18 protein-coding genes are annotated in these 20,094 nt (G+C 70.8%); 11 read left to right on the top strand and 7 right to left on the bottom strand.

Annotation, left to right across the window (positions count from 1 at the left end; genetic code table 11):
- The 3 genes from ACIRHA_RS38110 to ACIRHA_RS38100 are packed head-to-tail and all read right to left on the bottom strand — an operon-like array spanning position 1 to position 3,142.
- A complete protein-coding gene (locus ACIRHA_RS38110) occupies positions 1 to 1,074 on the bottom strand; it encodes a prenyltransferase (RefSeq protein WP_403855517.1) in 1,074 nt (357 codons plus the stop codon).
- Entirely contained in the window at positions 1,071 to 1,811 is a 741-nt protein-coding gene (locus ACIRHA_RS38105; protein ID WP_403855515.1) for a class I SAM-dependent methyltransferase, read from the bottom strand. The genes ACIRHA_RS38110 and ACIRHA_RS38105 overlap by 4 nt, the downstream gene beginning before the upstream one ends.
- Positions 1,805 to 3,142 (bottom strand): glycosyltransferase family 4 protein, encoded by a 1,338-nt coding sequence (locus ACIRHA_RS38100; RefSeq protein WP_403855513.1) that lies wholly within the window; start codon positions 3,140 to 3,142, stop codon positions 1,805 to 1,807. The genes ACIRHA_RS38105 and ACIRHA_RS38100 overlap by 7 nt, the downstream gene beginning before the upstream one ends.
- Before the next feature lie 177 nt (positions 3,143 to 3,319).
- On the opposite strand from ACIRHA_RS38100, the gene ACIRHA_RS38095 reads away from it, so the two are divergent.
- Complete coding sequence (locus ACIRHA_RS38095) at positions 3,320 to 3,940, top strand: TetR family transcriptional regulator (RefSeq protein WP_403855511.1); 621 nt, start codon at positions 3,320 to 3,322, stop codon at positions 3,938 to 3,940.
- Between the two features lie 113 nt (positions 3,941 to 4,053).
- Here ACIRHA_RS38095 and ACIRHA_RS38090 read toward each other — a convergent pair whose 3' ends face one another.
- Complete coding sequence (locus ACIRHA_RS38090) at positions 4,054 to 4,287, bottom strand: ferredoxin (RefSeq protein WP_403855509.1); 234 nt, start codon at positions 4,285 to 4,287, stop codon at positions 4,054 to 4,056.
- A 2-nt stretch (positions 4,288 to 4,289) separates the two neighbouring features.
- Positions 4,290 to 5,756, bottom strand: coding sequence for an aldehyde dehydrogenase (locus ACIRHA_RS38085; RefSeq protein ID WP_403855507.1), 1,467 nt, complete (start codon positions 5,754 to 5,756; stop codon positions 4,290 to 4,292).
- 178 nt (positions 5,757 to 5,934) lie between these two features.
- Between ACIRHA_RS38085 and ACIRHA_RS38080 the strand changes: the two genes are divergently transcribed.
- From ACIRHA_RS38080 to ACIRHA_RS38040, 9 genes are all read left to right on the top strand, one after another.
- The gene (locus tag ACIRHA_RS38080) at positions 5,935 to 6,984 is read left to right on the top strand and encodes an MBL fold metallo-hydrolase (RefSeq protein ID WP_403855505.1); all 1,050 of its coding nucleotides are present in this window, start codon (positions 5,935 to 5,937) and stop codon (positions 6,982 to 6,984) included.
- Positions 6,985 to 7,147: 163 nt separating this feature from the next.
- Positions 7,148 to 7,393 carry a hypothetical protein gene (locus ACIRHA_RS38075; protein WP_403855503.1) on the top strand — a complete coding sequence of 82 codons (246 nt, stop codon included), beginning with the start codon at positions 7,148 to 7,150 and terminating at the stop codon, positions 7,391 to 7,393.
- Between the two features lie 14 nt (positions 7,394 to 7,407).
- Positions 7,408 to 8,562 (top strand): flotillin family protein, encoded by a 1,155-nt coding sequence (locus ACIRHA_RS38070; protein ID WP_403855501.1) that lies wholly within the window; start codon positions 7,408 to 7,410, stop codon positions 8,560 to 8,562.
- Between the two features lie 430 nt (positions 8,563 to 8,992).
- On the top strand, positions 8,993 to 10,222 hold the full coding sequence (locus ACIRHA_RS38065; RefSeq protein ID WP_403855499.1) for a prenyltransferase/squalene oxidase repeat-containing protein: 1,230 nt from the start codon (positions 8,993 to 8,995) through the stop codon (positions 10,220 to 10,222).
- 62 nt (positions 10,223 to 10,284) lie between these two features.
- Positions 10,285 to 10,899, top strand: coding sequence for an SCO2322 family protein (locus tag ACIRHA_RS38060; RefSeq protein WP_403855659.1), 615 nt, complete (start codon positions 10,285 to 10,287; stop codon positions 10,897 to 10,899).
- A gap of 3 nt (positions 10,900 to 10,902) precedes the next feature.
- Positions 10,903 to 12,018, top strand: a complete 1,116-nt coding sequence (locus ACIRHA_RS38055; protein WP_403855497.1) for an energy-coupling factor transporter transmembrane component T — start codon at positions 10,903 to 10,905, stop codon at positions 12,016 to 12,018.
- The gene (locus ACIRHA_RS38050; protein WP_403855495.1) at positions 12,015 to 13,688 is read left to right on the top strand and encodes an ABC transporter ATP-binding protein; all 1,674 of its coding nucleotides are present in this window, start codon (positions 12,015 to 12,017) and stop codon (positions 13,686 to 13,688) included. Before ACIRHA_RS38055 ends, ACIRHA_RS38050 begins: the two co-directional genes overlap by 4 nt.
- Positions 13,685 to 14,530, top strand: a complete 846-nt coding sequence (locus ACIRHA_RS38045) for an ECF transporter S component (RefSeq protein WP_403855493.1) — start codon at positions 13,685 to 13,687, stop codon at positions 14,528 to 14,530. Before ACIRHA_RS38050 ends, ACIRHA_RS38045 begins: the two co-directional genes overlap by 4 nt.
- A 216-nt stretch (positions 14,531 to 14,746) precedes the next feature.
- Entirely contained in the window at positions 14,747 to 15,157 is a 411-nt protein-coding gene (locus ACIRHA_RS38040; RefSeq protein WP_389278749.1) for a transglycosylase SLT domain-containing protein, read from the top strand.
- Between the two features lie 171 nt (positions 15,158 to 15,328).
- On the opposite strand, the gene ACIRHA_RS38035 is transcribed toward ACIRHA_RS38040, so the two are convergent.
- Entirely contained in the window at positions 15,329 to 16,498 is a 1,170-nt protein-coding gene (locus tag ACIRHA_RS38035; RefSeq protein WP_403855491.1) for a steroid 3-ketoacyl-CoA thiolase, read from the bottom strand.
- Positions 16,499 to 16,750: 252 nt separating this feature from the next.
- Between ACIRHA_RS38035 and ACIRHA_RS38030 the strand changes: the two genes are divergently transcribed.
- Entirely contained in the window at positions 16,751 to 17,992 is a 1,242-nt protein-coding gene (locus tag ACIRHA_RS38030) for a cytochrome P450 (protein WP_403855489.1), read from the top strand.
- A gap of 26 nt (positions 17,993 to 18,018) precedes the next feature.
- On the opposite strand, the gene ACIRHA_RS38025 is transcribed toward ACIRHA_RS38030, so the two are convergent.
- Positions 18,019 to 20,052: a bifunctional glycosyltransferase 87/phosphatase PAP2 family protein gene (locus tag ACIRHA_RS38025; protein WP_403855487.1), complete on the bottom strand. Its 2,034-nt coding sequence runs from the start codon at positions 20,050 to 20,052 to the stop codon at positions 18,019 to 18,021.
- Positions 20,053 to 20,094: the final 42 nt, after the last annotated feature.

Below are 20,094 nucleotides of genomic sequence, written 5' to 3'. Positions count from 1 at the left end.
CTACGCGCAGCAGTCCGGTTCGACGCCCGTCGGGAGCAGCTGGCCACCGAACACGGAGCACGTGGCATCGTCCCCGCCGAGGGCCGCCACCGCGAGCAGCACGGAGCCCGCGGTCCACGTGGTCAGCTCCTCCGGCCAGATCGCCTTGTCGTCGAAGACGTAGCCCGTCCAGTACAGGCCGGTCTTCGGGTCGCGCAGGTGCTGGATGTCCTGGAGGATCTCGAGCGCCCAGTCCGACTCGCCCACCGCCCAGAGCGCGAGGGCGAGTTCGGCGCTCTCACCGCCGGTCACCCACGGGTTGGGGACCACGCAGCGCACGCCGAGGCCGGGCACGACGAACGTGTCCCAGTCGGCCTGGATGCGGGCCTTCGCCTCGGCGCCGCGCAGGGCGCCGCCGAGGACCGGGTAGTACCAGTCCATCGAGTAGCGGCCCTTGTCGAGGAACCGCTCGGGGTGGCTGCAGATGGCGTGGCCGAGCGCGCCGAGCGCCAACTCCCAGTCGGGCTGCGGCTCTTCGCGCTGGTCGGCGATGGCGAGCGCGCAGCGCAGGGCGTGGTGGACGGACGAACTGCCCGTGAGGAGCGCGTCGTTCACCGGCGCCCCGTCGGGCTCGCGCTTCCAGCCGATCTGGCCGCCGGGCTGCTGGAGGCGGAGCACGAACTCCGTCGCCGCGCACACGGCGGGCCACATCCGGTCGAGGAAGGCGTCGTCGCCGGTGGAGAGGTAGTGGTGCCAGACGCCGACAGCGATGTACGCGACGAAGTTGGACTCGCGGCCGTGGTCCGTCACGTCGTCCGGGTCGCCGTCGCGGTAGGCGGCGTACCAGGAGCCGTCCTCGCTCTGGTGCCGGGCCAGCCACTCGTAGGCGCGCTCGGCGGCCTCGTGCTCGCCGGCCACGTCGAGCGCCATGGCGGCCTCGGTGTGGTCCCACGGGTCGAGGTGGTGCCCGCGGAACCACGGGATGGCCCCGTCTGCGCGCTGGGCGCCGAGTATCCCGGCGACGGTCTGCGCGGCCTGATCCGCCGTCAGCACACCGGGGAGTACGAGGAGTTCGGTCCGCTCCGGGCTGCTCACTCAGCGGCCCCGTCGACCTTCGGCAGGTGCGGCTTCGTGGCGTACGCGACGAAGCTCTTGCCGACGACGGGGTTGAGGAGGCCCTCCGCGACCCGGGTGAGGGCGGGCTTCTTCATGATGTCCCAGACCAGGAGCTTGTGGTACGCCTTCACCGGCAGCGCCTTGTCGTTGTCGACGCCGAAGGCGCACTTGAGCCACCAGTACGGCGCGTGCAGCGCGTGCGCGTGGTGCGTGCCGTACGGCTTGAGGCCCGCCTCGCGCATCTTGCCGAGCAGCTCGTCGGCCTTGTAGATGCGGATGTGGCCGCCCTCGACCTCGTGGTACGCGTCGGAGAGCGCCCAGCACACCTTCTCGGGGCCGTAGCGCGGCACGGTGACCGCTATCCGGCCGCCCGGCTTCAGGACCCTGACCATCTCGGCGAGCACGCCCTTGTCGTCGGGGATGTGCTCCATCACCTCACTGATGATGACGACGTCGAACGACTCGTCGGGGAAGGGGAGTTGGAGCGCGTCACCCTCCATGGCGGTCGCGGTGGCGCCCGCGGGGGCCTCGCCCGCCTCCTCCATCGCGGCGAACCACTTGGCGACCTCGGCGATCTCCTCGGTGTTCTGGTCGAGGGCGACGACCCGCGCCCCGCGCCGGTAGCACTCGAACGCGTGCCGTCCGGCCCCGCACCCGAGATCGAGGACGCGGTCGCCCGCGGCGAGCGGGAAACGGGTGAAGTCGACGGTCAGCACGTGGCCCTGCTTTCCTGGGGGGTTTCGGTGACAACGGTGTTGCTCGCGGGGCGGTTCTGCCGGGGCGCGGCCTGCATCGCCTCGCGGTAGAGCTCGGCGGTGCCCTGCGCGGCGCGCGCCCACGTGAAGCGTTCCAGGACGCGGGCGCGGCCGTCCGCGCCGAGCCGGGCGCACAGTTCACGGTCGCCGAGCAGCCGGCCGAGGGCCGCGGCGAGCGCGCCCGGGTCGCCGGTCGGCACGGCCAGGCAGGTCTCGCCGTCGCGCCCCGCGACCTCGGGGATGGCGCCGCCCGTGGTGGCGACGAGCGGGGTGCCGGTGGCCATGGCCTCGGCGGCGGGCAGCGAGAAACCCTCGTAGAGGGAGGGCACGCAGGCGACCTGCGCCGAGCGCACGAGGTCGACGAGCTCCTGGTCGCTGATGCCCTTGACGAACTCGACGGCGCCCTCGAGCCCGTACCCCGCGATGGCCTGCGCGACCGGCCCCTCCTCGGGCCGCTTGCCGACCACCACGAGGTGCGCGTCGGGCTGCTCGGCCCGCACCTTGGCGAGTGCCTCGACGAGGTAGACGAGTCCCTTGAGCGGGACGTCGGCGCTGGAGGTCGTCACGATCCGGCCCGGTACCTCCGGCACGGCCGGATCCGGCGAGAACAGATCGGTGTCGGCGCCGATGTGCACGACGTTAATCCGCCCGGGACGCACGCCCAGGTGCTGGACGATCTCGTCGCGGGACGTGCCGGAGACGGTGACCACGGACGGCAGCCGGCGCGCGACCCGCTTCTGCATGCGCGTGAACGCGTACCAGCGGCGCTTGGACATCCGCTGCCGCCAGCTCTCGGCGGCGTCCAGCTCCAGCTGCCGGTCCACGGTGATGGGGTGGTGGATGGTGGTCACCAACGGGGCGCCGACATCGCCCAACAGCCCGTACCCGAGCGTCTGGTTGTCGTGCACGACGTCGAACTCGCCGCGTCTGGCCCGCAGATGACGGCGGGCGCGCAGCGAGAACGTCAGCGGCTCGGGAAAGCCGCCGGTCCACATGGTGCCGACTTCGAGAGCGTCGACCCAGTCGCGGTACTCGTCGCGCTTGGGTGTACGAAAGGGGTCGGGGCTGCGGTACAGGTCGAGGCTCGGCAGCTCGGTGAGCGAGAGCCCCGCCAGGGCGGCGCCGTCGGCCGCCTCGTCGAGCACGGGGTACGGCTGGGAGCCGATGACCTCGACGCGGTGCCCGAGCCGGACCAGCTCCCGCGAGAGGTGCCGGACATATACGCCCTGACCACCGCAGAACGGGTTGCCTTTGTACGTGAGGAGAGCGATACGCAAGGACTCCGCGGTCACTCCAGGCCACCCTTCTTCCTGCTTGCCCGTGGACACTACGTGGGGACGCTAATCTAGAACAAGTTTCAGACTTGATCGTTCAAGAGCATCGAATCTACCGGCTGGTAGCCGGGCCGCGAGAGGTGGATCAGGTGATTCACGCCACGGCGGGCTCCACGGGACACGGAAAGCTTTCTGATGACAGCTCCGGACGCGAGAACCACCACCCGCACGACCCCCGCGCTCACCGAGCGTCAGGAGGCCAGGCGCCGCCGGATCCTGCACGCGAGCGCGCAGCTCGCCGCGCGCGGCGGCTTCGACGCGGTGCAGATGCGGGAGGTCGCCGAGTCGTCCCAGGTCGCGCTCGGCACGCTGTACCGCTACTTCCCGAGCAAGGTGCACCTCCTGGTCGCCACCATGCAGGATCAGCTCCAGCACATGCACACCACCGTCCGTAAGCGGCCGCCGTCCGGCGACACCTCCGCGGAGCGGGTGGCCGAGACGCTGATGGGCGCCTTCCGTGCGCTGCAGCGGGAGCCGCATCTCGCGGATGCGATGGTGCGGGCGCTGACGTTCGCGGACCGCAGTGTGAGCCCGGAGGTCGACCAGGTGTCGCGGCAGACCACGGCGATCATTCTTGACGCGATGGAGCTCGACGACCCGACGCCGGAGCAGCTCTCCGCGGTGCGGGTCATCGAGCACACGTGGCACTCCGCGCTCATCACGTGGCTCTCCGGCCGCGCTTCCATCGCCCAGGTCAAAATCGACATCGAGATGGTGTGCCGGTTGATCGATCTGGCCGCTCCTCGCCCCTCGTGACCCGAGCAAATCAAGCCCCGCCGGCGGGGCTTGGTATTTCAAGCCCCTGCGGCGATTGAGCAGCGGGGTCCGGGGCGGAGCCCCGCGGCCGCAACCACGGTATGGCGCAACAATCAGTCCTCCGGAGGGAAGACGACCTCGCCCGTGTCCGCCAGCGTGAGCGTGATCGCCTCCACCGGACACCCCTCCGCCGCCGCGAGCACCCGCTCGTTCGCGTCGCCGTCCGCCTCCACGGGATGGGACTGCCGCGCGCTGTCGAGGCGGAACCCGTCCGGCGCCGCGTTCACGCACATCGCGGAGCCGATGCACACACTCCGGTCGACCTCCACATGCCACCGGTCACCCATGCTCAGTTCGCCTCCGGCTCGTACCCCGCGGGCAGGTGGATCATCTTGTGCTCGAAGTACTCCCCGTACCCCTCGGGCCCGAACTCCCGCCCAAGGCCGGAGTTCTTGTAGCCGCCGAACGGCCCGAGCATGTCGAGGCTGAACGTGTTCACGCTGTACGTGCCCGTGCGCACCTGCCGCGCGATGTCGACGCCGTGCGCGGTGTCGGCGGTCCATACGCTGCCGCTGAGGCCGTAGTCGGAGTCGTTGGCGATCTTGACGGCCTCGGCCTCGTCGCCGTACGGGAGCAGGCAGATGACCGGGCCGAAGATCTCCTCGCGGGCGATGCGCATGGAGTTGTCGACGTCGCCGAAGAGGGTCGGCTCGACGTACCAGCCCTGCTCGAAGCCCTTCGGAACGCCGCCGCCCGTGAGGATCTTGGCGCCCTCGTCCTGGCCGATGCGGATGTAGTCGAGGGAGCGCTGCTGCTGGCGCTTGGCGACGAGCGGGCCGAGCTCGGTGGCCGGGTCGAGCGGATCGCCGACCTTGAGCGCGGAGGCCGCGCCGGCGAAGGCGTCGGCGAACTCGTCGTAGCGCGAGCGCGGGACGAGGATGCGCGTCTGCGCCACACAGGCCTGCCCGTTGATCATCCAGGCGAACGGGACGATGCCGGAGACCGCGGCGCTCGCGTCGGCGTCCTCCAGAATCACGGCCGCGGACTTACCGCCGAGTTCGAGGGTGACGCGGGTGAGGTTGCGCGAGGCGACCTCCATGACGCGCTTGCCCGCGGCGACGGACCCGGTGAAGGAGACCTTGTCGACGCCGGGGTGACCGACCAGGTACTCGCTGACCTCGCGGTCGGCGGGAAGGATGGACAGCACACCCTCCGGAAGCCCGGCCTCCGTGGCTATCTCGGCCAGCAGATACGCGTCGAGCGGCGTCTCCGGCGAGGTCTTCAGGATCACCGGGTTGCCGGCGAGCAGCGCGGGCGCGAGCTTCGCGGCGGCGGTGAACTGCGGGACGTTCCACGGAACGATGGCCGCGACGACGCCGACCGGCTCGCGCCGCACGAGGAGCTTGCCGAGGGCGCCGTCGCGCGTCTCCTCGTACGTGAAGTTCCGGGCGACGTTGATCGCGGAGTCCCAGACCATCATCGCGGCGAGCGCCTGCACCATGACGCCCGAGGTGTACGGGGTGCCGTTCTCGCTGCTGATGACGCGGGCGATCTCCTCGTGCCGGACCGCGAACGCGTCCTTGATCTTCGTGATGACCTCGATGCGCTCGTCGAGGCTCATTCGCGGCCAGGGGCCGTCCTCGAAGGCGCGGCGGGCGACGGCCACGGCGCGGTCGACATCGGCGGGTGCGGCGTGCGGCACCCGGCCGAACACCTCTCCGGTGTGCGGCGAGACGACCTCGATGACCTCCTTGCCGAGGGGGTCGGTCAACTCTCCGCCGATGAACAGCTGTCCGTGTTCCACGAGCTCGGTCATGGCCAACATCCTCACGCACGACATTTCTGACGGTGTTTCAGAACTGATACCAGTTCTAGTTGCGATCCGGAAGGGTGGTGCGCACCCTGAAGGTGGTGTGCTCGGGCGACCATTGAAACGAGTTCTACAAGTTCCCGTACAGTGGCGGCAGTTCGGCTGGAGCGGCGGAGGGTGTCCGATGGCAGAGGCGACGCAGGTGACCGACCACAGCGGGGGCGTGCACAGCATTCGTGTGCCGATCCCCGACAACCCACTCGGCTACACCCTCGTCTACCTGGTCGACACCGACGCGGGGCCCGTCCTCATCGACACGGGCTGGGACGATCCGACGTCCTGGGACGCACTCACCACCGGCCTGACCGCCTGCGGAACGAGCGTCGAAGACCTGACCGGCGTCCTGATCACCCATCACCACCCGGACCACCACGGCCTGTCGGCCAAGGTGCGGGAGGCGTCAGGTGCCTGGATCGCGATGCACGAGGCGGACGTGGCGGTGGTCAGGCGCACCCGGGAGAACAAGCCGGCGCGCTGGTACGCGTTCATGGTGGCGAAGCTGGTCGCGGCCGGTGCGCCCGAGGAGCACATCGCCCCGCTGATCGCGGCCCGCGACTCCGGGAAGCAGCGCCAACTGCCGGGCTTCGCGCCCGCGTTGCCGGACCGCACCATCACCCCCGGCGACCTCCTCGACCTGCCGGGCCGCAGGCTGCGCGCGATCTGGACGCCGGGCCACACCCCCGGCCACGTCTGCCTGCACATGGAAGAGGACCACCCGGCGAACCTGCCCGGCAACGGCCGCCTCTTCTCCGGCGACCACATGCTTCCCGGCATCACCCCGCACATCGGCCTGTACGAGGATCCGGACGACGCCACCGTCACGGACCCGCTCGGCGACTACCTCGACTCGCTCGAACGGGTGGGACGGCTCGACCCGGCGGAGGTCCTCCCGGCACACCAGCACACGTTCACCGACGCCCCGGCGCGCGTAGGCGAGTTGCTGGACCACCACGAGGAACGCCTCACCGGCCTCCTCACCCTCCTGGCCACCCCCCTCACCCCTTGGCAGCTCGCCGAGCGCATGGAGTGGAACCGTCCCTGGTCCCAAATCCCTTACGGATCGCGGACCATCGCGGTCTCCGAGGCGGAGGCCCACCTGCGCCGCCTGCAGAAAACGGGCCGCGTGGAACAGGTCCCGGACAGCGACCCGGTGACATACCAAGCCACCAGCTAAAGCCCCTGCGGCGTTTGAGCAGCGGGGCCCGGGGCAGAGCCCCGCGACCGCAACCCCGGTGCAGCGGATCTTTGCCGCGCCTTCATGGAAGGGCCGCCCGCAGAGGCGTATCTTCAGCCCCCAAGGGCTCGTACGAGCTGGAACGACAAGGGGGCGCCCGCCGATGACGCCGGACGAGGCAGTGGTCGGCCAAACGGGGAAGCTGGTCCTCGGCACACGTGGGGCCGATGGTCCGGGTGAGGTGTTGGTGCAAATCAGGGGCGGTACCGAGACCTTTCTCGCGTACTCGGACGACCCCCTGGAGCGGGGCGCCACCGTGCTCGTGATCGAGTCCCGCGGCTGCCGGCAGGTCGTGGTCATGGCCTGGCCCGACCCTCTTCTCTCCGGTGGCGAGGGCGACGCCCGCTAAGGAGACGTACAGGCATGTTCGGATATCGCGTTCCCGCGCCCGACGAGGCGATGCTGATCTCGGGCGGCAGGCGGGGACTTGGGGGAGCGCCGTTCCGCGTCGTCACCGGGCACGGGAAGTTCGTGCTCCCGGTGTTCCGCAAGACCCGCTTCCTGTCGCTCGCGATGAGCGAGGCGGAGGTCGTCGAGAAGTGTGTGACCAAGCAGGGCATCGCCCTGACCGTGCGCGCGGTGATCGCCTTCAAGGTCGGCAACGACCATGAGTCGATCGTCAACGCCGGGCAGCGGTTCCTCTCCGACCAGGACCAGATGTCGGTCCTCACCGGGCGCATCTTCGCCGGTCACCTGCGCTCGATCATCGGCTCGATGACGGTCGAGGAGATCGTGACCGAGCGGCAGAAGCTCGCCACGGAGGTCCTCGACACGTCGAAGGCCGAGATGGCGAAGATCGGCCTGCACGTCGACTCGCTGCAGATCCAGTCCATCGACGACGGCCAGACCGGATACATCGAGGCGATGTCGCGCCCGCACAAGGCCGCCATCCAGCGGCAGGCGCAGATCGCGCAGGCGCAGGCCACGCAGGCCTCGGCGGAGGCCGAGCAGGCGGCGGCCCGTAAGCAGGCCGAGTACGCGCGGGAGACCGCGGTCGTACAGGCCGAGTACAACGCCGAGGTCGACCGGGCCAAGGCGCAGGCCGAACAGGCGGGCCCGCTCGCGCTCGCCCGCGCCCAGCAGGAGGTCCTCGCGGCGCAGACGGAACTGGCCATGCGGCAGGCCGAGTTGCGGGAGAAGCAGCTGGTGTCGGAGGTCGTCAAGCCGGCCCAGGCCGACGCGGAGCGCATCCGCGTCCTTGCCCTCGCCGAGGCCGAGCGGATGAAGATCCAGGCGGAGGCGGCGGCGTCGTACGACCGGGTCGCGCTCGACCGCATGCTCATCGACCAGCTCCCGCAGATCGTGAAGGAGGCGTCGGCGGGGCTCGCCGGGGCGAACGTCAACGTTCTGAACGGGGCGGACGGCCTGGGCGAGATCGCGGCGGGTCTGGTGGGCCAGGGCCTGACCATCCTGGACTCGGTCCGCAAGAACCTCTCCGGTGAGGGTCCCGGCTCCCAGGTCGAGCCCTACGTAGGCGCTCCGCGCGGCAGCGACGACGGCCCGGTCGACGTGCGCTAGGCCACGGGGCTCCGCCCCGGACCCCGCGCCTCAAACGCCGGCGGGGCTGGAAAGATCGCCTCAATCGCCGGCGGGGCTTAAAGACCAATCGCCGACGGGGCTTGAACTATCAAGCCCCGCCGGCGATTGAGGCGATCAAGCCCCTGCGGCGATCGAGCAGGCCTCTCAAGCCCCCGCGGCGATCGAGCAGACCCTTTAAGCCCCTGCGGCGATTGAGCAGGCCCTTCAAGCCTCTGCGGCGATTGAGCAGGCCCTTCAAGCCCCGCTCTTGTGACGAGAGCCAGCGGGGTCCGGGGCGGAGCCCCGAGGGCGGGGCCACGGCGCCGGGTACAGTGAAGACGTCGTCAGAACGTACGCGGAGCCGGAGCCGCCCGGTACCTCCGTGTACCGCGCCACCCCGCTCCCCGCAGGGAGAGGCATCCGCCCCACCATGAACATTCGCCGCAGCGCCGCGCTCATCGCCGCGACCGTCGCGATCGGCGCCGTGGGCGCGCAGGCCGCGGCCGCAGACGGTGCGGACAGTGCCTCCCCGTCGCCGAAGGTCGTCGTGCCCTCGGGCCTGTACGGCAAGGGCGACCCCACGTACGACGGAGTCTGGCGGCAGTCCCTCGCGCTCGTCGCGCAGGACACGGTGGGCGTCAAGCCCGCGCAGAAGGCCGTCGACTGGCTGGCCGGTCAGCAGTGCGAGAACGGCGGCTTCGCCGCCTACCGCGCCGAACCGGGCAAGCCCTGCGACGCCAAGACCAAGATCGACAGCAACGCCACCGCGGCCGCCGTCCAGGCACTCGCCGCGGTCGGCGGCCGGGACGGCGAGGTCCGCGCGGGCGTCGACCGGCTGAAGAAGGGCCAGAACGCCGACGGCGGCTGGGGCTACAGCCTCGGCATGGACAGCGACGCGAACTCCACGTCCGTCGTCATCGGCGCCCTCGCCGCGGCCGGCGAGAAGCCGTCCGAGGTGAAGTCGGGCAAGGGGAAGACCGGCACCGACGCCCTCGCCTCGCTCGCCCTCCCCTGCTCCAAGGGCAAGGACGGCGGCGCCCTCGCCTACCAGCCGGACAAGAAGGGCGAACTCGCCGCCAACGCGGATGCCACCGCCGCCGGCGTGCTCGGCGCCCTCGGCACCGGATTCGCGCCCGGCAAGGGCAAGGCCCCGGACGCGTACACCTGTGAGGACGGCAAGAGCCCGGAGGCAATCGCGCACAACGGCGCCGTCTACCTCCAGAACCAGCTCGACACCCACCTCTACCTGAAGTCCCAGCTGGCCGGCTCCACCGACCAGCCCGACTACGGCAACACCGCCGACGCGGTCACCTCGGTCGCCGCGGCCGAGGGCGTCAAGGCCACGAAGGACTCGTACACCTGGCTGGAGAAGAACGCGAAGGGCTGGGCCGCGCAGACCGGGCCCGCCGCCTACGCCGAGCTGATCTTCGCCGCGCACGCCACCGGCAACGACCCGCGCGACTTCGGCGGCAAGGACCTGGTGGCCGCCCTCAACAAGACGGGCCCGGAGCCCGCGTCCGCGAAGTCTTCCGCGTCCGACTCCGACGAGAAGAAGGACGACGGCGGTGGTGGCACCAACTGGTGGATCATCGGCGTGATGTTCATCGCGGCCGTGGGCGCCGGTTTCCTGCTCAGCGGTCGCAAGAAGCAGCAGCCGTGACCGCGCGCCGGTCGGCCGGGCTCGGCGGGCTCGTCATCGGACTGCTCGTCGCGCTGCTCGCCATGACCGTCGCCCCCGCGCAGGCGGCCGGGTACCGGTACTGGTCGTTCTGGGAGCGGGACGGCGGTCAGAAGGCATGGACGTACGCGACAGCGGGCCCCTCGCAGGCCAAGCCGTCGGACGGCGACGTGCAGGGCTTCCGGTTCGCGGTGAGCGCCGACTCGAAGGACGCGAAGCAGCCGCGCGGCGCCGCCGACTTCGACACGATCTGCGCCGATACGTCCGCCAAGGACGGCAAGAAGCGGATCGCGCTCGTCATCGACTCCGGCACGGCGGCCGACGCCCCGGGCAGCGAGACCCCGCCGAAGCCGCGCACCGCATGCGCGCGGGTGGCCGAGAACGCGACGAGCGCCGACGCCCTCGCCGCGGTCGCGAAGCCGCTGCGCTACGACAGCAGCGCGATGCTGTGCGCGATCTCCGGCTACCCGAAGTCGGGCTGCGGCGAGCAGGTGTCCAAGGAGACGTCCGACAAGACGCCCTCGACGCCCTTCGCGAAGGACTCCGCCTCGCAGACCGACGACGACGGCGGCCCCTCGGTCGGCCTCATCGCCGGTGTCGCCGTGGTCGTCGTGCTCGGCATCGCGGCCGGCGTGCAGGCCCGACGCCGCCGCCGCTGACGCATGGCCGCCTCCCAGCTCCGCGCCCCCCGGGCGCACCGCTCCAACTCCCTGCACCCGGGCGCCTGGTGGATCTGGGCGCTCGGCCTCGGCACGGCCGCGTCCCGCACCACGAACCCGCTGCTGCTCGCGCTGCTGATCGGCGTCGCCGGGTACGTGGTGGCGGCGCGCCGCACCGAGGCGCCGTGGGCGCGTTCGTACGGGGCGTTCGTGAAGCTGGCGCTTGCCGTGCTCGGCATCCGCCTGGTCTTCGCGACGCTGCTCGGCTCGGCGATCCCGGGCACGCACCTCCTGTTCACCCTGCCCGAACTACCGCTGCCGGACTGGGCGCAGGGGGTACGGATCGGCGGCCCGGTCACCCTTGAGGGCCTCGTCTTCGCGCTCTACGACGGCCTGAAGCTCGCCACCCTCCTCATCTGCGTGGGCGCCGCGAACGCGCTCGCCTCCCCGTCCCGGCTGCTCAAGTCGCTGCCGGGCGCGCTGTACGAGGCCGGGGTCGCGGTCGTCGTGGCGATGACGTTCGCCCCGAACCTGGTCGCGGACGTCCGCAGGCTGCGGGCGGCGCGACGCCTGCGCGGCCGCCCGGACAGCGGCCTGCGCGGACTGCTCCAGGTCGGCCTCCCGGTCCTCGAAGGCGCGCTGGAGCGCTCGGTGTCGCTCGCCGCCGCCATGGACGCACGCGGCTACGGCCGCACCGCCGAGGTGCCGCCCGCCGTCCGCCGTGCCACGGCCGCGCTGACGCTGGGCGGCCTCATCGGGGTGTGCGCGGGAACGTACGGCCTGCTCGCGGCCTCCGGATCCGGGTACGGACTCCCGGTGCTCCTGGCCGGGGTCGCCGCCGCGCTCGGCGGGCTCTGGCTCGGCGGGCGCCGCACGGTGCGCACCCGCTACCGGCCCGACGTGTGGGGCGTACGGGCCTGGCTGGTCGCGGCGTCCGGAGCGGTGGCCGCGGCGGCGCTGATCTGGACCGGAACGCAGGACCCTGCGGCCCTCCAACCACCGGTGGTCCCGCTCGCGGCACCCGAGCTGCCGCTGTGGCCCGCGGCGGGCATCCTGCTCGGCCTGCTCCCGGCCTTCATCGCACCCGCTCCCGACAAGCCGACGGAGGCGTCGTCATGATCCGCTTCGAGAACGTCTCCGTGACCTACGACGGCGCACCGCGCCCCACCGTCCACGGCATCCACCTCCACGTTCCCGAGGGCGAGTTGATGCTCCTCGCCGGCCCGTCCGGGGTCGGCAAGTCCACGCTCCTCGGAGCGGTGAGCGGGCTCGTGCCGCACTTCACCGGCGGCACGCTGTCCGGCCGGGTCACGGTCGCCGACCGCGACACCCGCACCCACAAACCCCGCGAACTCGCCGACGTCGTCGGCACGGTGGGCCAGGACCCGCTCGCGCACTTCGTGACGGACACGGTGGAGGACGAACTCGCGTACGGCATGGAGTCGTTGGGCCTGACGCCGCCGGTCATGCGCCGCCGCGTGGAGGAGACCCTCGACCTCCTCGGCCTCGCGGACCTGCGCGACCGCCCGATCTCCACCCTCTCCGGCGGCCAGCAGCAACGCGTCGCGATCGGCTCCGTCCTCACCCCGCACCCCCAGGTCCTCGTCCTCGACGAACCGACGTCCGCCCTCGACCCGGCAGCGGCGGAGGAAGTCCTCTCGGTCCTGCAACGCCTGGTCCACGACCTGGGCACGACCGTCCTCATGGCCGAACACCGCTTGGAGCGGGTCATCCAGTACGCGGACCAGGTGGCACTGCTCCCGGCGGCCGGGGAGCCATTGATGGTGGGCGCCCCAGCGGAGATCATGACCGTCTCCCCGGTCTACCCACCGGTGGTGGGCCTGGGCCGCCTGGCGGGCTGGGACCCGTTGCCCCTGACAGTGAGAAACGCGCGGCGAGCAGCAGGCGACTTGCGGGACCGGCTAATTCAAGCCCCGCTCTTGGACGAGAGCCAGCGGGGTCCGGGGCAGAGCCCCGATCTTTCAGCCCCGCCGGCGATTGAGGCGCGGGGCCCGGGGCAGCGCCCCGCGACCGCAACCACTCTGGCCGCAACGAAAAACCTGGGCGTACGCAGAGGACGTATCGAGGCCCTCCGCCACATCGACCTGAGCGTCACCCCCGGTGAAATCCTCGCCTTGATGGGCCGCAACGGCGCCGGCAAATCCACCCTGCTCTCGACCTTGGTCGGCCTGATCAAACCAACCTCCGGCACCGCCACGGTCAGCGGCGCCACCCCGCACAAGACCACCCCCCGCGACCTCATCCGCAAGGTCGGCCTCGTCCCCCAGGAACCCCGCGACCTCCTCTGCGCCGACACCGTGGCAGCGGAGTGCACCGCGGCGGACAAGGACGCGTCCGCCACCCCCGGCACCTGCCGCGCCCTGCTCACCGACCTGCTCCCCGGGATCTCCGACGACACCCACCCCCGCGACCTCTCCGAGGGCCAGCGCCTCACCCTGGCCCTGGCGATCGTGCTGACGGCGGCCCCGCCGCTCCTCCTCCTCGACGAGCCGACCCGCGGCCTGGACTACGCCGCCAAGTCCCGCCTCGTCGCGATCCTGCGGAACCTCGCAGCCGAGGGTCACGCCATCGTCATGGCGACGCACGACGTGGAACTGGCGGCGGAACTGACCCACCGCGTGGCGATCCTCGCGGACGGCGAGATCGTGGCGGACGGCCCCACCCCCGACATCGTCACGTCGTCCCCGTCCTTCGCCCCGCAGGTCGCCAAGATCCTGGCGCCGCAGCGCTGGCTCACGGTGTCCGAGGTAGAGAAGGCCCTGGCATGACGGGGACCACCACGCCGCCACCCCTCACCGGACGAGCGAACCCGGTCCGCCTCGGCCCCCGCTCCATCGCCGCCCTCCTCCTGGTCAGCGCCGTGGGCATCGTCGGCATCGGCTGGCCGCTCATCACCGGACCCGGGTCCGAGGTGAACGCGCACGCGCAGGACGCGCCCTGGCTGTTCGCGGCGCTGCTCGTGCTGCTGGTCGCCGTGGTCGCGGCCACGATCTCGGAGTCCGGCATGGGCCCCAAGGCGGTGGCGATGCTCGGCGTGCTGGCCGCCGCGGGGGCGGCCCTGCGGCCCATCGGCGCGGGCACGGCCGGACTGGAGCCGATGTTCTTCCTGATGGTCCTGAGCGGCCGGGTCCTGGGCCCCGGCTTCGGCTTCGTCCTGGGTTCCCTCAGCATGTTCACCTCGGCGCTGCTGACCGGGGGCGTGGGTCCCTGGATGCCGTTCCAGATGCTGTCGATGGGCTGGTTCACGATGGGCGCGGGGCTGCTGCCGGGGCCGCACATCCTGCGCGGCCGTGCGGAGCGCGTGATGCTCGCCGCCTACGGATTCCTCGCCGCCTTCGCGTACGGCACGATCATGAATCTGGCGGGCTGGCCGTTCATGAACGCGCTGGCCTCCTCCGTGGCGTACCAGCCGGACGCCGCGCTGCACGAGAACCTGGCCCGCTTCCTCGCCTACTGCGCGGCCACCTCGCTCGGCTGGGACCTGGGGCGCGCCGCGCTCACCGTCGTCCTGACGCTGGTCGTCGGCGGCGCGGTCCTCAAGGCGCTGCGCCGGGCCACGAGGCGGGCCGCGTTCGAGGCCCAGGTCACATTCGACGACCCGCGAACGTGAAGCCACCCACATGACCCACGTCACGTACTAAGCAGGACCGTAGTCCCGCCAGGCACCTCTCCCATGTCACACAACGGACATTTAACCCATTTCCCACCACTTCCGACTTTCCTTAGTAAAAGCCAACATTGCCACCACCCCCCGGTCTTTGTTTCTGTGGAGCAACCGCACGGCACCACGCCCTGCACCCCCCTGCCTCCCACGGAAGGTTCCGTTTTGACCGCCACGCTCCTGCGCCGCATCGCCACTCCGAAGAAGGCCATCGCCGGTGTCACCCTCGCCGCCGCGACGACCGGTTTTCTCTTCGCATCGGCCCCGGCCCAGGCCGCGTCGACGTCGGGCTCGGCGAAGGCCATCGCCCAGCAGAAGATCTCGAACTCGGCCCAGTTCAGCTGCTTCGACAAGATCGTGTCCCACGAGAGCGGCTGGAACCCGAACGCGACGAACGCCTCCACCGGCGCCTACGGCCTGGTCCAGGCGCTTCCGGCCAACAAGATGGCGTCGTCCGGTTCCGACTGGAAGACGAACCCGGAGACCCAGATCGACTGGGGCGTGAAGTACATGAACGACCGCTACGGCAGCGCCTGCGGCGCGTGGAGCCACTGGCAGTCCAACGGCTGGTACTGACCGGCACCCTCAAGCCCGGTTCGGCAAAATCAAGCCCCTGCGGCGATTGAGCAGCGGGGTCCGGGGCAGAGCCCCGAGGCCTCAGCCCCATTGTGGGTTGCGGGCTCGGGGGCTTCACCCCGGACCCCACCGCTCAATCGCCGCGGGGGCTTGATGTGGGCACCCGAAGAGTTACAGCCGCTGGATGATCGTGCCGGTCGACAGCGCCCCACCCGCACACATCGTGATGAGCGCGAACTCCTTGTCCCTGCGCTCCAGTTCATGCAACGCCGATGCAATCAACCGCGCCCCCGTCGCCCCCACCGGATGCCCGAGAGCAATCGCCCCACCGTTCACGTTGACCTTCTCCAGGTCCTGCTCGAAGACCTGCGCCCAGCTCAACACCACCGACGCGAACGCCTCGTTGATCTCGACGATGTCGATGTCCTTCAAGGACATCCCCGCCTTGCCGAGCACCGCCCGCGTCGCATCCACCGGCCCGTCCAGGTGATAGTGCGGATCGGCCCCGACCAGCGCCTGCGCAACGATCCGCGCGCGAGGCCGCAGCTTGAGCGCCCGCGCCATCCGCTTCGACGCCCACATGATGGCGGAGGCCCCGTCGGAGATCTGCGAGGAGTTGCCCGCCGTGTGCACGGCCGTCGGCATCACCGGCTTGAGCTTCGCGAGGCCCTCCATGCTCGTGTCGCGCAGCCCCTCGTCACGGTCGACCAGCCGCCACATGCCCTGCCCCGCGGCCTGCTCCGCCTCCGTGGTGGGCACCTGCACCGCGAACGTCTCGCGTTTGAAGCGCTCCTCGGCCCAGGCGGTGGCGGCCCGCTCCTGGGATATGAGGCCGAGCGAGTCCACGTTCTCCCGGGTCAACTCCCGCTTGCGCGCGATGCGTTCGGCGGCCTCGAACTGGTTGGGCAGGTCCACGTTCCACTCTTCGGGGAACGGCTTTCCAGGACCGTGCTTGGACCCCGAGCCCAGCGGCACCCGCGACATCGCCTCGACACCGCACGAGATGCCCACGTCGATGACGCCCGCCGCGATCATGTTCGCGGTCATGTGCGAGGCCTGCTGCGAGGAGCCGCACTGACAGTCGACCGTCGTCGCGGCCGTCTCGTACGGCAGGCCCATGGTGAGCCAGGCCGTGCGCGCCGGGTTCATGGACTGCTCGCCCGCGTGCGTGACCGTGCCGCCGACTATCTGCTCGACGCAGTCCGGCTGGATGCCGGTGCGGCCGAGGAGTTCGCGATAGGTCTCGCCCAGTAGGTAGGCGGGATGCAGATTGGCCAGCGCGCCGCCGCGCTTGCCGATCGGGGTGCGTACGGCTTCGACGATGACGGGCTCGGCTGCCATGACCTACGTCCTCTCCAGGATTCCCGGACCAACGCGACCAGAACTGGACAGACTTCGCGGACCTCGTGCACACGAAACTAGAACGCGTACCAGTTCTGCTTGCAGTCTCGGGTCCCTTACCCCCGGTACGCAAGGGGCGTGCACGCACAACGCACCGAACCAACACGACCGTGGGCCTTGCCACTTCTAGAACCCGTTATTACCTTCGCAGCCAGACCTGACGGTTCGTCAGACCACTACGGGAGTGACCCCATGCCGTGCCCCGCGCTGCCCGACGGGTTCGACTTCACCGATCCCGACCTCCTCCAACACCGCATACCCCACCCGGAGTTCGCCCAGCTCCGGCAGGCCGAACCGGTCCGCTGGATCCCGCAGGAACACGGCATCTCCGGCTTCGACGACGCCGGCTACTGGGCCGTGACCCGGCATGCGGACGTCAAATACGTCTCCACCCATCCGGAGATCTACTCGTCCAACATCAACACCGCCGTGATCCGCTTCAACGAGTCGATCGAGCGCGACCAGATCGACGTACAGAAGATGATCATGCTCAACATGGATCCGCCCGAGCACACCCGGGTGCGCCAGATAGTGCAGCGCGGGTTCACCCCGCGCGCCATCCGGTCCCTGGAGGAGAAGCTCCGCAATCGCGCCGGCGACATCGTCGCCGAGGCGGTCCGGCAGGCGGGCCCGGACGGCTCGTTCGACTTCGTCACGAATGTCGCCGTCGAGCTGCCGCTGCAGGCCATCGCCGAGCTCATCGGCATCGAGCAGAAGGACCGCTCCAAGGTCTTCGACTGGTCCAACAAGATGGTCGCGTACGACGACCCGGAGTACGCGATCACCGAGGAGATCGGCGCCGAGGCCGCCATGGAGATCGTCGGCTACGCGATGAACCTCGCGGCCGACCGCAAGAAGTGCCCGGCCAAGGACATCGTGAGCCAGCTGGTCGCGGCCGAGGACGAGGGCAACCTGTCCTCCGACGAGTTCGGCTTCTTCGTGATCCTGCTCGCCGTCGCCGGCAACGAGACGACCCGCAACGCCATCACCCACGGCATGCACGCCTTCCTCACCCACCCCGACCAGTGGGAGCTCTACAAGCGGGAGCGCCCGGGCACCACGGCCGAGGAGATCGTGCGCTGGGCGACCCCGGTCGTCTCCTTCCAGCGGACCGCCACGCAGGACACCGAACTCGGCGGACAGAAGATCAAGGCGGGCGACCGGGTCGGCCTCTTCTACTCCTCCGCCAATCACGACCCGGAGGTCTTCGAGAACCCGGACACCTTCGACATCACCCGCGACCCCAATCCGCACCTCGGCTTCGGCGGCGGCGGTCCGCACTTCTGCCTCGGCAAGTCCCTGGCCATCCTGGAGATCGACCTGATCTTCAACGCGCTGGCCGACGCGGTCCCGGACCTGCGTCTCGCGGGCGACCCACGGCGCCTGCGCGCGGCGTGGCTGAACGGGGTGAAGGAGCTTCAGGTGGGTGTTTAGAGCCCCTGCGGCGATTGAGCAGGCCTTTAAAGCCCCGCACTTGGACGAGAGCCAGCGGGGTCCGGGGCAGCGCCCCGCGACCTCACCCCCGTCGCAGCAGCCACAGCCCCCCTCGGCCCCGACAACACGTACGTAAGCCCAAACCCGGCCCCAACGACCACCGCACCCCCCACCGCGTCAAGAACCCAATGGTTCCCCGTCGCCACGATCGCGGACACCGTGAAGAAGGGGTGGACGAGGCCGAGCGCCTTCATCCACCACTTCGGGGCGAGGGCCACGATGACGACGCCGCACCACAGGGACCACCCGAAGTGCAGCGAGGGCATCGCCGCGTACTGGTTCGTGACCGCGGTGAGCGTCCCGTAGTCCGGCTTGGAGAAGTCCTGCACGCCGTGGACCGTGTCGATGAAGCCCAGCGCGGGCATCAGGCGCGGCGGCGCGAGCGGGTACAGCCAGAAGCCGACGAGGGCCAGGACCGTCGCGAAGCCGAGGGAGGCGCGCGCCCAGCGGTAGTCCGCGGGGCGGCGCACGTAGAGGACCGCGAGGACGGTCAGCGGCACCACAAAGTGAAAGGACGTGTAGTAAAAGTCGAAGAAATTGCGCAGCCATCCGACCTGAACCACCGCATGGTTCACCCAGTGCTCGATGTCGATGTGCAGGAACCGCTCCAGCGCGTGCACCTGCGCCCCGTGCTCCTCGGCGCGCGGCCTGCCGCCCGCCGCGACGATCCTGACCTGCTGATACGCGGAGTATCCAACGCGGATCAGGAGCAGTTCGAGCAGCAGGTTGGGGCGGGCGAGCGCGCGCCGCCACACCGGCAGCAGCGGCACCCACGCCCAGCGGGCGGGGGCCGGCTCCGTATGGACGGTGGGCCGCATGGCCCCGAAGGCCGGGTCGGTGCGCCGCAGGAACGGGACGGCGCAGGCCGCGGCGAGCACGGCGACCAGCACGAGGTTGTCCCGCAGCGGCGCGAGCACCGGCAGCTGCGGCAGTACCGCCGAGGCCGGGAGCGTCATCACCAGGACGACGGCGACCGGCCACACCGCCCGGTCGGCGGTCTTGGCCCCCACGCGGCCGACGACCGCGAGCAGCACCCACAGCAGCTGGTGCTGCCAGGTCGTCGGGGACACGGCGACCGCGACACAGCCGGTGACCGCGACGGCGAGCAGCAGCTGCCCGTCGCGCGCGTACGCGATGGAGCGGCGCATGCCGAGCACGACCACGGCGGCGCCGAGAGCCAGGAAAAGGGCGATCTCCAGGGGTCCTGAGAGGCCGAAGCGCAGCAGCATGCCGTGCAGCGACTGGTTGGCGATCGCGGCCGGATCGGCGGCGAGTCCGGTGCCCGCCACATGGTGCACCCAGTACGTCCACGAATCCTGCGGCATCGCGAGCCAGGCGATACCGGTGCCCGCGGCGAAGGTGGCCCCCGTCGCGACGGCTGCCCGCCTGCGCCCGGTGAACCAGAGAAGCGGAGCGAACAGCAGCACGGTCGGCTGGAGCGCGGCGGCGACGCCGATCAGGACGCCGGACGCCGTCTGCCCGCGCACCGCGAAGCAGCCGAGCAGCACGAGCAGGACCGGGAGGATGCTGGTCTGGCCGAGCGTGAACGCGTTGCGCACCGGCAGCGACAGCATGAGCAGGCTGATCGCGACGGGCGCCGCGAACTGCGCCGTACGCCGGGACACGGGCGGCGGCAGGGCCCGCGCGACGACCAGGCCGAGCGCCACGACCAGGGCCAGCGAGCCGAACGTCCAGCCCCAGCCGAGCGCTTGCTCGGCCGCGCGCGCGAGCGGCTTGAGGACGAGCCCGGCGAACGGCGGCCCGGTGAACCGGTCGGGCGCGTCGTACAGCGAGCCGCTGACGTGAAGCACCCCTTCGGGTCCGATCCAGGTCTCCAGATCGGTGAGGCGCTCACCCGGAGGAGCGCTTAGCACCGCAACAAGTTGACGCGCGCCGAGCACGGCCGCGATCAGCCACAGGCCGGCGCGCAGCACGCCGAGCCGCCCCGTCACCGGATCCGTGGATCCCGGCGCCGCTCCTCCATGCTCCGCGTTCGCCACGCCTTTCGGACCTCCAGCTCAACTCGTCCGGTTCACCGGCAT

It is taken from the genome of Streptomyces sp. NPDC102360, from assembly GCF_044766085.1.
GTDB lineage: Bacteria > Actinomycetota > Actinomycetes > Streptomycetales > Streptomycetaceae > Streptomyces.
The sequence above is the reverse complement of the archived record's forward strand: the minus strand, read 5'-3'. Positions and strand labels throughout refer to the sequence as shown.

What these genes read in the sequence shown, in the direction of transcription:
- ACIRHA_RS38095 (WP_403855511.1), top strand. Translation starts at nt 3,320, where the DNA reads ATGACAGCTCCGGACGCGAGAACCACCACCCGCACGACCCCCGCGCTC.
- ACIRHA_RS38090 (WP_403855509.1), bottom strand. Translation starts at nt 4,287, where the DNA reads ATGGGTGACCGGTGGCATGTGGAGGTCGACCGGAGTGTGTGCATCGGC.
- ACIRHA_RS38085 (WP_403855507.1), bottom strand. Translation starts at nt 5,756, where the DNA reads ATGACCGAGCTCGTGGAACACGGACAGCTGTTCATCGGCGGAGAGTTG.
- ACIRHA_RS38080 (WP_403855505.1), top strand. Translation starts at nt 5,935, where the DNA reads ATGGCAGAGGCGACGCAGGTGACCGACCACAGCGGGGGCGTGCACAGC.
- ACIRHA_RS38075 (WP_403855503.1), top strand. Translation starts at nt 7,148, where the DNA reads ATGACGCCGGACGAGGCAGTGGTCGGCCAAACGGGGAAGCTGGTCCTC.
- ACIRHA_RS38070 (WP_403855501.1), top strand. Translation starts at nt 7,408, where the DNA reads ATGTTCGGATATCGCGTTCCCGCGCCCGACGAGGCGATGCTGATCTCG.
- ACIRHA_RS38065 (WP_403855499.1), top strand. Translation starts at nt 8,993, where the DNA reads ATGAACATTCGCCGCAGCGCCGCGCTCATCGCCGCGACCGTCGCGATC.
- ACIRHA_RS38060 (WP_403855659.1), top strand. Translation starts at nt 10,285, where the DNA reads ATGACCGTCGCCCCCGCGCAGGCGGCCGGGTACCGGTACTGGTCGTTC.
- ACIRHA_RS38055 (WP_403855497.1), top strand. Translation starts at nt 10,903, where the DNA reads ATGGCCGCCTCCCAGCTCCGCGCCCCCCGGGCGCACCGCTCCAACTCC.
- ACIRHA_RS38050 (WP_403855495.1), top strand. Translation starts at nt 12,015, where the DNA reads ATGATCCGCTTCGAGAACGTCTCCGTGACCTACGACGGCGCACCGCGC.
- ACIRHA_RS38045 (WP_403855493.1), top strand. Translation starts at nt 13,685, where the DNA reads ATGACGGGGACCACCACGCCGCCACCCCTCACCGGACGAGCGAACCCG.
- ACIRHA_RS38035 (WP_403855491.1), bottom strand. Translation starts at nt 16,498, where the DNA reads ATGGCAGCCGAGCCCGTCATCGTCGAAGCCGTACGCACCCCGATCGGC.
- ACIRHA_RS38030 (WP_403855489.1), top strand. Translation starts at nt 16,751, where the DNA reads ATGCCGTGCCCCGCGCTGCCCGACGGGTTCGACTTCACCGATCCCGAC.